Origin of the sequence: Pseudomonas pudica, assembly GCF_015680405.1 — a bacterium.
GTDB classification, from domain to species: domain Bacteria; phylum Pseudomonadota; class Gammaproteobacteria; order Pseudomonadales; family Pseudomonadaceae; genus Aquipseudomonas; species Aquipseudomonas pudica.
Genome location: NZ_JADLJS010000044.1, coordinates 1 through 12,538 on the forward strand (window position 1 = coordinate 1; position 12,538 = coordinate 12,538).

General features: G+C 65.3%; 11 protein-coding genes. 1 reads left to right on the top strand and 10 read right to left on the bottom strand.

The window, feature by feature from the left end; translation table 11 throughout:
- Nucleotides 1–147: 147 nt before the first annotated feature.
- Nucleotides 148–477, bottom strand: a complete 330-nt coding sequence (locus IRZ77_RS22340) for a hypothetical protein (protein ID WP_023660807.1) — start codon at nt 475–477, stop codon at nt 148–150.
- Nucleotides 478–680: 203 nt separating this feature from the next.
- Here IRZ77_RS22340 and IRZ77_RS22345 point away from each other — a divergent pair, with 203 nt between their 5' ends.
- Complete coding sequence (locus IRZ77_RS22345) at nt 681–1,430, top strand: FadR/GntR family transcriptional regulator (protein ID WP_046615442.1); 750 nt, start codon at nt 681–683, stop codon at nt 1,428–1,430.
- 169 nt (nt 1,431–1,599) lie between these two features.
- Here IRZ77_RS22345 and IRZ77_RS22350 read toward each other — a convergent pair whose 3' ends face one another.
- The 9 genes from IRZ77_RS22350 to IRZ77_RS22390 all read right to left on the bottom strand — a co-directional run bounded on the left by IRZ77_RS22350 (nt 1,600) and on the right by IRZ77_RS22390 (nt 12,479).
- A complete protein-coding gene (locus IRZ77_RS22350) occupies nt 1,600–3,180 on the bottom strand; it encodes an aldehyde dehydrogenase (NADP(+)) (RefSeq protein WP_196174450.1) in 1,581 nt (526 codons plus the stop codon).
- 165 nt (nt 3,181–3,345) lie between these two features.
- Nucleotides 3,346–4,899 carry a galactarate dehydratase gene (garD, locus tag IRZ77_RS22355; protein ID WP_196174451.1) on the bottom strand — a complete coding sequence of 518 codons (1,554 nt, stop codon included), beginning with the start codon at nt 4,897–4,899 and terminating at the stop codon, nt 3,346–3,348.
- A 78-nt stretch (nt 4,900–4,977) separates the two neighbouring features.
- The gene (locus IRZ77_RS22360) at nt 4,978–6,339 is read right to left on the bottom strand and encodes an MFS transporter (protein WP_046615439.1); all 1,362 of its coding nucleotides are present in this window, start codon (nt 6,337–6,339) and stop codon (nt 4,978–4,980) included.
- A gap of 102 nt (nt 6,340–6,441) precedes the next feature.
- Nucleotides 6,442–7,353 carry a 5-dehydro-4-deoxyglucarate dehydratase gene (gene kdgD, locus IRZ77_RS22365; protein ID WP_046615438.1) on the bottom strand — a complete coding sequence of 304 codons (912 nt, stop codon included), beginning with the start codon at nt 7,351–7,353 and terminating at the stop codon, nt 6,442–6,444.
- A gap of 387 nt (nt 7,354–7,740) precedes the next feature.
- Nucleotides 7,741–8,550 carry a gamma-glutamyl-gamma-aminobutyrate hydrolase family protein gene (locus IRZ77_RS22370; RefSeq protein WP_196174452.1) on the bottom strand — a complete coding sequence of 270 codons (810 nt, stop codon included), beginning with the start codon at nt 8,548–8,550 and terminating at the stop codon, nt 7,741–7,743.
- A 436-nt stretch (nt 8,551–8,986) separates the two neighbouring features.
- Nucleotides 8,987–9,769, bottom strand: a complete 783-nt coding sequence (locus tag IRZ77_RS22375) for an amino acid ABC transporter ATP-binding protein (protein WP_025338831.1) — start codon at nt 9,767–9,769, stop codon at nt 8,987–8,989.
- 22 nt (nt 9,770–9,791) lie between these two features.
- Nucleotides 9,792–11,036, bottom strand: a complete 1,245-nt coding sequence (locus IRZ77_RS22380; protein WP_046615435.1) for an NAD(P)/FAD-dependent oxidoreductase — start codon at nt 11,034–11,036, stop codon at nt 9,792–9,794.
- Nucleotides 11,037–11,052: 16 nt separating this feature from the next.
- Nucleotides 11,053–11,763 carry an ABC transporter permease gene (locus tag IRZ77_RS22385; protein ID WP_196174453.1) on the bottom strand — a complete coding sequence of 237 codons (711 nt, stop codon included), beginning with the start codon at nt 11,761–11,763 and terminating at the stop codon, nt 11,053–11,055.
- Nucleotides 11,760–12,479 carry an ABC transporter permease gene (locus tag IRZ77_RS22390; RefSeq protein ID WP_046615434.1) on the bottom strand — a complete coding sequence of 240 codons (720 nt, stop codon included), beginning with the start codon at nt 12,477–12,479 and terminating at the stop codon, nt 11,760–11,762. Before IRZ77_RS22390 ends, IRZ77_RS22385 begins: the two co-directional genes overlap by 4 nt.
- Nucleotides 12,480–12,538: the final 59 nt, after the last annotated feature.

Sequence of the window (12,538 nt, forward strand, 5' to 3'; positions counted from 1 at the left end):
AGAATTGCATTCGCCTTGATGAAGACTCAAGGCGAATACATGAGCAAAGGGGGCAAAAAGCATTGCCCACAACCATAGAATCTCCCACAGGGTACGCGGGCCGCTTGCGACAATACAGCCCAAGGGCTGGGCAATGGTTTGAGAGCTTTATCGCCTTGCTACGGCATGCTGCACGCACTGCTCGTAATAGGTCTGCTTGATCGCTGCAGGCTTGAGCCGAGAGCGGCTGTTGTAGGTCTGTTCGGTAATACCGAAGGCGGTCATGCGCATCCACGGCTTGGGGAACTTGCGCGCCTGCAGCTTCTTGCGCGTGGCATACAGGGTTACCCCGGAAAGCTTGGCCTGCTGCGCCTCGGCGGCTATCTGCGCGCCCCAGCCGCAAGTGTGGCGATCGTTCTGGCTCAGCGCCCGTGCCTGGGCGCCGAAAGCGAGCGTGGCCAGCAGGCAGCCGGCCATCGTTGCTAGAAGTACTCGCATGTTGCTGTCCTAAGCATCTGAAGGAAAACGAAGTTTGCCTTCACAAGCAGGCACTGGGGGCCAGCAATTTGCCGCCAGACCATGGTCGCTCGCAATTGACTGGTGGCGTGCGAACCAGCGAATAAATACCGCACTGCGTGTATGTGATCGTACAACTGCTTGCGCTATGATGAGCGCTGTCTTTCAAGGTGAAATACAGGGCAATGACAGAGCAGCAGGTACAGGCAAAGACCCGGCGCAAGCCGCGCAGTCTGGCCCAGGAACTGGTCACGGTGCTGACCGAGCGCATTCGCAGCGGCCAGCTCAAGCGCGGCGACAAGCTGCCGACCGAATCGCAGATCATGGCCGAAGAGGGTGTCAGCCGCACGGTGGTGCGTGAAGCGATCTCGCGGCTGCAGGCCGCCGGGCAGGTCGAGACCCGCCACGGCATTGGCACTTTCGTGCTGGACGCGCCGGCCACGGGTGGTTTCCGTATCGACCCGGCGACCGTGGTCACTCTGCGTGAAGTACTGGCGGTGCTGGAATTGCGCATTGCCCTGGAGATCGAATCGGCGGGCCTGGCGGCGCAGCGGCGCAGCGATGAAGAGCTGGCCGGCATGCGTGCGGCGCTGGATGAACTCAACGAAGGGGCTGCCCACGCTACGGATGCGGTGTCGGCAGATTTCCAGTTCCACCTGCGCATTGCCCAGGCCAGCGGCAACCATTACTTCGCCGACATCATCAATCATCTGGGCACCAGCATCATCCCACGTACCCGGTTGAACTCGGCGCGGCTGGCCCGCGATGACCAGGCGCACTACATGAGCCGGCTGATGCACGAGCACGAGGCGATCTACGAAGCCATCGCCCGGCGTGATAGCGAAGGGGCGAAGATGGCCATGCGCATGCACCTGAGCAACAGCCGCGAGCGCTTGCGCCAGGCGCATGAGGAGGCCGAGGCGCAGGGGGCCTGAGGCCTTCGTCGCTTGTGCCGGCCTCTTCGCGGGCGCGCCCGCTCCCACAGGGATCACCTTATCTTGAGTGTGCAGCGATACTTGTGGGAGCGGGCGTGCCCGCGAAGAGGCCGGCACAGCCGAAAGAAAAGCCCCGCCATGTGCGGGGCTTTCTGGTTTCCAGGAGCGATCAGATCGCGCCCTCATTCCACTGGCCATTCACCAACCGGCGCAGCCCCAGCGGGTTACCGTCGCGCAGTGCCTCGGGCAACAGCGCCTGCGGGTAGTTCTGGTAGCACACCGGGCGCAGGAAGCGGTCGATGGCCAGGGTGCCGACCGACGTGCCGCGCGCATCCGACGTGGCCGGGTAAGGCCCGCCATGCACCATCGCATCACACACCTCGACACCGGTCGGGTAGCCGTTGACCAGGATCCGCCCGACTTTCTCCTCCAGCAGCGGCACCAACCAGGCGAAGGCCTGCAGGTCTTCCGGCTCGCCGATCAGGGTCGCGGTCAGCTGGCCGCGCAGGCCGAGCAGGGCGGCGCGCAACTGGTCGTTGTCCTGCACTTCCACGGCAACGGTGGTCGGGCCGAACACTTCTTCCTGCAGCAGCGGGTCAGATTCCACCAGCAGGCGGGCATCGGCCTTGAACAGCTGGGCGCGCGCCTGGCTGCCTGCCTGCGTCTGGCCGGCCAGGTGCTCGATACCGGCATGGGCGTGCAGGTGCTCCAGGCCACCGACGTAGCTGCGCAGGCCACCTGCATTGAGCATGGTCTGGCCGGCCTGCTGGCTCAGGTGCTGGCCAAGCTCGGCCAGCAGTTGGCTGTACCGCGGCGACTGCAGGCCGATCACCAGGCCCGGGTTGGTGCAGAACTGGCCCGCGCCCAGGCACACCGAACCGGCCAGCTCACGGGCGATGGCTTCGCCACGTTTGGCCAGGGCAGCCGGCAGGATGATGACCGGGTTGATGCTGGACATCTCGGCGAACACCGGGATCGGCTGCGGGCGCTCGGCGGCCATGCGGCACAGGGCGTCACCGCCTTTCAGCGAGCCGGTGAAGCCGACCGCCTGGATGGCCGGGTGCTTGACCAGCCACTCGCCGACGCCGCCACCGAACACCATGTTGAACACGCCCTTGGGCATGCCAGTGCGCTCGGCGGCGCGCTGGATGGCGCAGCCGACCAGGTCGGCGGTGGCCATGTGGCCGCTGTGGGCCTTGAACACCACCGGGCAACCGGCGGCCAGGGCCGCAGCGGTATCGCCACCGGCGGTGGAGAAAGCCAGCGGGAAGTTGCTGGCGCCGAACACGGCGACCGGGCCGACGCCGATGCGCATCTGGCGCAGGTCCACGCGTGGCAGGGGCTGGCGCTCGGGCAGGGCCAGGTCGATGCGCGCACCGAGGAAGTCACCACGGCGCAGCACCTGGGCGAACAGGCGCATCTGGCCGCTGGTGCGGCCGCGCTCGCCCTGGATACGGGCGGGGGGCAGGGCGGTTTCACGGCAGACGATGGCGACGAAGGCGTCGTCCAGTTCGTCCAGCTCGGCGGCGATGGCGTCGAGGAATTCGGCGCGCCGCGCCGGGGCCAGCTGGCGGAATTCGGCGAAAGCGCCGGCGGCAGCCTTGGCGGCTTGGTCCACTTCGGCTTCGGTGGCCTGGGCGAAGCTGTAGGGCAGGGCCTCGCCGGTGCTGGCGTCCAGGCTCTGCAGGCGCTTCGGCCCAGCGGCGCTGCGCTGGCCGGCGATGAAGTTGTGGCCGAGGATTTCAGGCATGGGGTGCTCCTGTATGTTGAGAGAAAATCTGGCAGGTTGTCGCATGACCTGTGGGAGCGGGCGAGCCCGCGAAGCAGGCAACCAGGTGTATGGCACCGACTGCGCCGGTGTTCGCGGGCATGCCCGCTCCCACAGGGACTGCGACACAGTCGAGAACCCGGGGCATCAGGTAATCGGTGCCGGGTTGAACAGGGTGATGTCGTTGTGCAGGCGATGCTGTTCGGCCCAGGTCTGCTTGCGGCCGCTGGCCACGTCCAGGTAGTAGTGGAACAGCTCCCAACCCAGTTCCTCGATGGTCGAGCGGCCGCTGGCGATGCGCCCGGCGTCGATGTCGATCAGGTCGGGCCAGCGCTGGGCCAGCTCGCTGCGGGTGCACACCTTGACCACCGGTGCCATGGCCAGGCCGTACGGGGTGCCGCGTCCGGTGGTGAACACATGCAGGTTCATGCCGGCAGCCAGTTGCAGGGTGCCGCAGACAAAGTCGCTGGCCGGGGTGGCGCAGAAGATCAGGCCTTTGCGGTTGACCCGCTCGCCCGGGCCGAGCACGCCCTGGATGGCGCCGCTACCAGACTTGACGATCGACCCCAGGGATTTTTCGACGATATTCGACAGGCCGCCTTTCTTGTTGCCCGGCGTGGTGTTGGCGCTGCGATCGGCGGCGCCTTGCTGCAGGTAGCGGTCGTACCAGTCCATTTCGCGCACCAGGGCCTCTGCGACCTCCTGGTTTTCCGCCCGCGAGGTGAGCATGTAGATGGCGTCGCGCACTTCGGTTACCTCCGAGAACAGCACGGTGGCGCCAGCACGCACCAGCAGGTCGGCAGCGAAGCCCAGCGCCGGGTTGGCGGTGATGCCCGAGAAGGCATCGCTGCCCCCGCATTGCATACCCAGTATCAGTTCGCTGGCCGGCACGCTTTCGCGGCGGCGCTGGTCGAGTTTCTTCAGGCGGGTCTCGGCCAGTTCCATGATCTGCTCGATCATTTCCACAAAGCCCAGGCTGGAGTCCTGCAGGCGGTACAACCACGGGTCGCTGAGGTCCACCGACGGGTCGTTGTCGTGCATCACCTGGCCGGCCTGCAGCTTTTCGCAGCCCAGGCTGATGACCAGGGCCTCGCCGCCCAGGTTGGGGTTGCGCGCCAGGTTGCGCACCGTGCGGATCGGGATGTAGGCATCGCGCGCATTGATCGCCACGCCGCATCCATAGCTGTGGGTAATGGCCACCACGTCATCGACGTTGGGGTATTTGGGCAGCAATTCGCTGCGAATGCGCTTGACCGCATGCTCCAACACGCCGGCCACGCACTGCACGGTGGTGGTGATGCCGAGGATGTTGCGGGTGCCGACGGTGCCGTCGGCGTTGCGGTAGCCTTCGAAAGTGAAGCCTTCGAGCGGCGGCAGCGGCTGCGGGACGGCGTCGCAGCGTGGCAGGCTGGCCAGCGCCGGGGCGGCCGGCATGGCCAGTTGGCTCTCCTGCACCCAGCTGCCCTGGCGCAGGTCTTCCAGCGCGTAGCCTATGATCTGCCCGTAGCGGCGCACCGGTTCGCCCTTGGCGATGGCTACGGTGGCCACCTTGTGGCTCTGTGGCACGGCTTCGACCAAGGTCAGGCCGTCGGCGAAGCGGGCGCCTTCGCCCAGGCCGCCATCGTTGACCACCACCACGACATTGTCGTCGTCGTGCAGGCGGACGTAGCGGGGCGAGTCGGAATGTTCGATCAACTGCATGTTCGGGCCCTACTTGTCAGGTTCTCAGGCTTTTGTACATCCGCCCACGGCGGGGGTGGCCGACGCGGGCGTGCTCACTCAGTGGCGCGAGCCGGCCAGTTCGCTGCCGGCCACTGGCTCGGTGTCAGGCTTTGGGCTTTCACGCAGCTCGATGCGCTTGATCGGGCCGACGATCACCAGGTAGCTGAATACCGCCACCAGGGCGTTGGCGCCGACATACACCAGGGCCCACTTGAACGAACCCGTGGCGCTGATGATGTAGCCGATCACGATCGGCGTGGTGATCGATGCGATGTTGCCGAAGGTGTTGAACAGCCCGCCCGACAGACCGGCGATCTGTTTCGGCGAGGTGTCGGCGACCACCGCCCAGCCCAGCGCGCCGATGCCTTTGCCGAAGAACGCCAGGGTCATGAAGCCGACCACCATCCACTCGGCGTCGACGTAGTTGCAGAACACCATGGTGGTCGACAGCAGCAGGCCGCAGACGATCGGCAGCTTGCGGGAGAAGGTCAGCGAGTTGCCGCGGCGCAGCAGCCAGTCGGAAATCACCCCGCCCAGCACGCCACCGATGAAGCCGCAGACCGCCGGCAGCGAGGCGATGAAGCCGGCCTTGAGGATGGTCATGCCGCGCTCCTGCACCAGGTACACCGGGAACCAGGTGAGGAAGAAGTAGGTGATGGCGTTGATGCAGTACTGGCCCAGGTAAACGCCCAGCAGCATGCGGCTGGTCAGCAGTTGCTTGATGTAGCCCCATTTCGGGCCGTCGTTGCCGCGCTTCTGGTCCATGTCCACCAGGCCGCCGTTCTGCTCGATGTGTTCGAGTTCGCCTGGGCTGATGCGTGGGTGTTGGCGCGGGTTGTAGATGGTCTTCAGCCAGACCATGGAGAACACGATGCCCAGTGCGCCCATGACCACGAACACGTGCTCCCAGCCGAAGCTGAACACGATCCAGCCCATGATCGGTGCGAACAGTGCGGTAGCGAAGTACTGCGCCGAGTTGAAGATGGCCGATGCGGTGCCGCGTTCCTGGGTCGGGAACCAGGCCGCGACGATGCGCGCATTGCCCGGGAACGACGGGGCTTCGGCAAAACCGACCAGAAAGCGCAGGGTGAACAGCGTCACCACCGCCCAGGCCACCGGCAGGCCACCGACAAAGCCCTGCAGCAGGGTGAACAGCGACCAGGTGAAGATGCTGAAGGCGTAGACGTTCTTGGAACCAAAGCGATCGAGCAGCCAGCCACCAGGAATCTGGCCAGCCACGTATGCCCATCCGAAGGCGGAGAAGATGTAGCCGAGGGTCACGGCATCGATGCCGAGGTCTTTCTGCAGGCTGGAGCCCGCGATGGCAATGGTGGCGCGGTCAGCGTAGTTGATCGTGGTCACCAGAAACAGCATGAACAGGATCAGGTAGCGCACATGCGTCTTCTTCGTCGCTTGCATGCTGGTAGTACTCCCACTAGTTATTTTTGTGCGGGCTCACGAGTTGTAACCGGAGTGGGGCTGGCCCACTCCGGGCGCGGCATGGCAGGCCGCGGGCGGCGCTTACTGCGGGCCCATCTTGTCCATCAGCGCGGCGAGTTTTTCGTACTCGTCGGCGGTGAGGTCGGTAAGCGGAGTACGCACCGGGCCGGCGTCATGACCGGCGATCCTGGCACCGGCCTTGACGATGCTCACGGCGTAGCCGGCCTTGCGGTTGCGGATGTCCAGGTACGGCAGGAAGAAGTCGTCGATCAGCTTGGCCACGGTGGCGTGGTCGTCACGGGCGATGGCGTTGTAGAAGTCCATGGCGGTCTTCGGCACGAAGTTGAACACGGCGGAGGAGTACACCGGCACGCCCAGGGCCTTGTAGGCAGCAGCATACACCTCGGCGGTCGGCAGGCCACCCAGGTAGCTGAAGCGGTCGCCCAGGCGGCGACGGATCGACACCATCAACTCGATGTCACCCAGGCCGTCCTTGTAGCCGATCAGGTTCGGGCAACGCTCAGCCAGTTTTTCCAGCAGGTCGGCGTTCAGGCGGCAGACGTTGCGGTTGTAGACGACTACGCCGATGTTTACCGATTTGCACACTGCTTCGACGTGGGCGGCGACGCCTTCCTGGCTGGCTTCGGTCAGGTAGTGCGGCAGCAGCAGCAGGCCCTTGGCACCCAGGCGCTCGGCTTCTTGCGCGTATTCGATGGCCTGGCGGGTGGAGCCGCCGACGCCGGCGAGGATGGGTACCGACCTGGCGCAGGTGTCGACGGCGGTCTTGATCACCTGGCTGTATTCGCTGGCGGCCAGGGAGAAGAACTCACCGGTGCCGCCGGCGGCGAACAGGGCGCTGGCGCCGTACGGGGCCAGCCATTCCAGGCGCTTGACGTAGCCAGCCGGGTTGAAGTCGCCCTGGGCGTTGAAGTCGGTGACCGGGAAAGACAGCAGGCCGTGGGAGAGGATGGATTTGAGTTCCTGTGGAGTCATTGTTGTTGGCATCCTGTGGCGCTTGGGTGAAGGGTGTTGTTTTGCGTTGGAGGTAAGTTATCGTACAACTTGTACGATGACTAGTCCCTTTGGGAGATTTTTTTGTGGAGGGGCGGAAGGAATGTTATTGCCTGTGCCGACCTCTTCGCGGGTAAACCCGCGAAGAGGCCAGAACAGGCGACAACAACAGATGCACGAGACGCAGATGGCAGACCAATCGCGATCAGTCATCATATCTCTTGGTGAGGGTAGGAAAAAAAGATCGCGGAGACAGGCACAAGCCCGCCGCCCGTTTCCACGGGAAGTGTTCTGGGACCAGCAGAGGGTGACCGGGGAAAACGGGGGCGGCCTTGCGCCGCCCCGCGATCAAAGCAGAGGAAACTGGTTTCAGGCAGCGTGCTGGCGCTTGATCTGCGCCTTGCGCACCTGGGCCCGGCAAGCGTCACCGAAAGCCTGGAAAATCTTGATCGAATCCGGGTTCTTCGCCGCTTGCCACTCCGGGTGCCACTGCACGGCGAACAGGAACGGCGAGATGCTCGGGGCATGGATCGCCTCTACCAGGCCGTCTTCGGCGTGTGCGATGGCCTCGATGCCGGCGCCGAGCTTGTGCAGGCCTTGGCCATGCAGCGAGTTGACACGAATCTCGTCGGTACCCAGGGCGTCACGCAGCCAGCTGTCCGGCTTGATCTTCACACCATGCACCTGGGCGTATTGCACCTCGACCGGGTCTTCCGGGTTTTCCCGGTGGTCGTTGAAGCCAGGCTCGGCGTACACCTTCTGGTAGATGTCGCCACCCAGTGCCACGTTGATTTCCTGCATGCCACGGCAGATGCCGAAGATCGGCAGGCCACGCTTGATCGCGGCCTTGACCAGCGGGATGTCGAACAGGTCGCGGTTCTTGTCCTGGCCTTTGTCGGGGGTCTCGTTCTCCTGGCCGTACAGGGCCGGGTCGATGTTGCTGCCGGCGCCGGTCAGGTACACGCCGTCGGCCATGTCCAGATAGGTCTCGAGGTCTTCGATGCCGCAGCAGGTGGGCACCAGCACCGGGACGCAATCGGAAAACTCGACCAGCGGGGTGATGTATTTGTGGGTCATGACCTGGTAGTCATGGCCTTTGCGCTCTTGGCTGCCCATGGTCATCAGGACGACGGGTTTGCGCATGGAGGGTTGCTTGTTGCCAATGTTGCTGTTGGACATATGTCACCTTGGGACAGGTTCGGCCTGTCGTTGTTGTGCAGGTGCACGGCGCGGGGCCATGGGTGCAACCTGTAGCCCCGAGCACTGCCGGCTCGTCGGAGGCGACGATTCCGGTCGGGGCCTGTAGATAGCTTGCCAGAGCCGTTCGATATGTCAAACGACGGAGCAGGGCTTGATGGCCGGGAATGCGCCGGTTTTTGGGGGCTGAAACCGATGCGGGCCTGTGGCGGCGTGGGTTTGGCGGGGGTTAAGGTCAATAATATTTAACGATGCAGTTGGGTCTTTGCAGCTGTGCAATGAAGGTGGGTTTGTGTTTGTGCTACTGGCCCCAATCGCCGGCAAGCCAGCTCCCACAGATACTGCACTGGGCTTGAAGGCTGCAGATACCCTGTGGGAGCTGGCTTGCCGGCGATTGGGACAGGTATTACTCCATTACTCAGTGCAGTATCTGCGCCAGGAACCCCTTGGCCCGCTCTGTACGCGGCTGGTTGAAGAACACCTGCGGCGGGCTGTCTTCGATGATCTGCCCGCCCTCGAGGAACAACACCCGCTCGGCGACCTGGCGGGCAAAGCCCATTTCGTGGGTGACGCAGAGCATGGTCATGCCGGTGCCAGCCAGTTGTACCAGCACATCCAGCACTTCGGCGACCATCTCCGGGTCCAGCGCCGAGGTGGGCTCGTCGAACAGCATGATCCGCGGCTTCATGCACAGCGCCCGGGCGATCGCCACGCGCTGCTGCTGGCCGCCGGACAGCTGGCTGGGGTACTTGTGCGCCTGGCTTTCGATGCCGACCTTGCTCAGGTACATGCGCGCCCGCTCCTCGGCGTCCTTGCGCGACAACCCGCGCACGCTGGTGGGGGCCAGCAGGCAGTTGTCGAGCACGCTCATGTGCGGGAACAGGTTGAAGTGCTGGAACACCATGCCGATGTCGCTGCGCACCTGCGCCGCTTCGCGGGTGGTGGATGCCAGGTCGATGCCATCCACCTTGATGCTGCCCTGCTGGGCCACTTCCAGGCGGTTGATGCAACGGATCAAGGTCGACTTGCCCGAGCCGGACGGCCCGCACAGCACGATGCGTTCGCCTTCGCGCACCTGCAGGTCGATGTCGCGCAGCACGTGGAACGCGCCGTAGTGCTTGTTCAGGCCTTCGATGCGGATCAGCACCGGGCGCGGGTCGGGTTCGGGGGCAAGGGTGGCAAGGCTCAGTGGTGCGGTCATCTTGTTGTTCTCCCGCAGGGGTTCAGTCGAAACGGGTCGCGCTGTAGGGCGCGGGGTCGGTGAAGGGGCGTTCGCCGGTGACCAGCTCGGCCACCAGTCGGCCGCTGACCGGGCCCAGGGTGAGGCCGTGGTGGGCGTGGCCGAAGTTGAACCACAGCCCAGGGTGGCGCGGCGCCGGGCCTATCACCGGGCGCATGTCGGGCAGGCATGGGCGGCGGCCCAGCCAAGGGGTGTCGTCCAGGCGCTCGCCCAGGGCCGGGAACAGCTTGCGCGCCAGGGCTTCGCAGCGGCCCAGCTGGATCTGGTTGCCCGGTGCGCTGCTGGCATCGAACTCGATGCCGGTGGTCAGGCGCACGCCGCGGGCCATTGGCGCCAGCACGTAGCCGCCCTGGGTGTCGCAGATGGAATGCTCCAGTTGCGCACCGTCACGGGTACTGTAATGCATGTGGTAGCCACGCTTGATCGCCAGAGGGATCTGGTAGCCCAGGCCGCTGAACAGGTCGGCCGACTGCGGGCCTAGGCAGGCCACCACCTCGTTGGCGGTGATCGGACCGCGGCGGCTGTCGACCTGCCATTGGCCGTCGACCTGGCGCAGGCTGCGCGCATCGCCATGCAGGAACTGCCCGCCGCGCTGCGTGAACAGGGTGGCGTAGCCGCGGGTGAGGGCGCCGGGGTTGTTCACGGTCTTGGGGTCGAGCCAGTGAATGCCGCCGACCACGCTGGCGTCCAGCTGGTGCTCGCGGGCCTGCAACTGCCCGCATTCGAGGATTTCGAACTGCAGGCCATAACGGCTCAGGCCCTTGGCGTCGGCCTTGGCCTGCTCGAACAGCGCCGGGTCACGGAACACTTCGATCCAGCCTTTGGCCTGCACCAGCCCTTCCAGGCCGGCGGCAGCGATCAGTGCGTCGTGCTCCTCGACGCAGCGCTGCACCAGCGGCAGCATGTCGGCGGCGGCCCCGGCCAGGCGCCCGGGGGCCGACTGGCGCCAGTAGCGCCACAGCCAGGGGGCGGCCTTGGGCAGGTGCAGCAGGCTGTAACGCACATCGGGCTGGCGGTTCAGGCCGTAGCGCAGCAGCGCGCCCAGTTGCCGGGGGAAGGCATAGGGGATCACGCTGGAGCGCTCGATCAGCCCGGCGTTGCCGTGGCTGGTGCCGCAGCCCGGTTCGTCGCGGTCTATCAGGATCACCTGGCGCCCGCGGGCCTGCAGGTGCAGCGCGGTGCTGACGCCAACGATGCCGGCGCCGAGGACAAGGGTCTGGCAATGCATGGAACGTATCCTTCGGTCAGTTCAGGTGGCGGCCCAGGCGGGCTTCCAGGTGTTTCAGCAGGCGCCGCACCAGTTCGACGATCAGCAGGTAGAGCACGGCGGCCCACAGGTAGATCTGGAAGTCGAAACTGCGCGAGAAGGCCAGTTTGGTCACGCCCATCAGGTCGTAGATGGTCACCAGCGAGGCGATCGCGCTGGCCTTGATCATCAGGATCAGTTCGTTGCCCAGCGGGCCGATGGCCACCAGCAGCGACTGCGGCAGGATCACCTTGAAGAAGGTGGTCGAGCGCTTCAGGTTCAGCGCCCGCGCCGCCTCATGCTGCCCGGGCGCGACGGACATCAGGCTGCCGCGGAAGATTTCGGCCTGGTAGGCGGCGGTGTTCAGGGTGAACGCCAGCAGGGTGCAGAACCACGCCTCGCGGAAGAACCACCACAGGCCGACGTCCTGCCAGAAGCCCTTGAGCGAGCCCAGGCCGTAATACAGCAGGAATAGTTGGGCCAGCAGCGGCGAGCCACGGAAGAAGTACACGTAGCCGGCGGCCATGCGCTGCAGCAGCAGGCTGCGCGACATGCGCGCCAGGGCCAGCAACAGGCCGAGCACGGCGCCCAGGCTGAAGGAAATCGCCACCAGCTTGGCCGTTACCAGCAGGCCATCGAGGAAGCGTGGGCCGTAGCGGTCGAGCAGGTCGGGGTCGAGGACCAGCGCCAGCAGTTGTTCGAAGCTCATGCGCGTGCTCCTTGCAGGTGGCGGTTGCTGCGCCGTTCGATGAAGGCGAACACGCGTCCGGAAATGGCGGCGAACAGCAGGTAGCCCAGGCAGGCCACGCCATAGAAGAACATCGGCTCCTTGGTCACGCTGACAGCCAGGTTGGTCTGGCGCATCAGGTCGACCAGCGAGATGGTGGATACCAGCGAGGTGTCCTTGAGCAGCGACAGCCAGTTGTTGGACAGGCCGGGCAGGGCGATGCGGGTCAGTTGCGGCAGCAGCACCTTGAAGAAGCCGGTGCGCTTGCTCAGGCCCAGCGCCGAGCAGGCTTCCAGCTGGCCCTTGGGCAGGGTCTTGAAGGCTGCCAGCCAGATCTCGCTGGAGAATGCGGCGAACACCAGGCTGAAGGCGATCATCGCGGCGAGGAAGGTATTGATCAGGAACTCACCCTGGTAGCCCAGGGCTGCGAGGATCTTCTGCGCGGCGATCTGGCAGCCGTAATAGATGATCAGCAGTGTCAGCAGTTCGGGCAGGCCACGGAACACGGTGGAGAAGGTGGTGGCCCAGGCTCGCGGCAAGCGCTTGCGCGAGCGTGCTGCAAGGGCGACCACCAGGCCCAGCGGCAGGCCGATGGGCAGGCAGGCCAGGGCCAGGGAAACGGTGACCAGCGCGCCGGCCAGCAGTGCCTGGCCCCAGCCTCCACTGGCGAAGGACAGCAAGGACAATTGATCGAGCATGACGAACACCTTGTGTTGACCTCACCGGCCTCATCGCCGGCAAGCCGGCTCCCACAGGT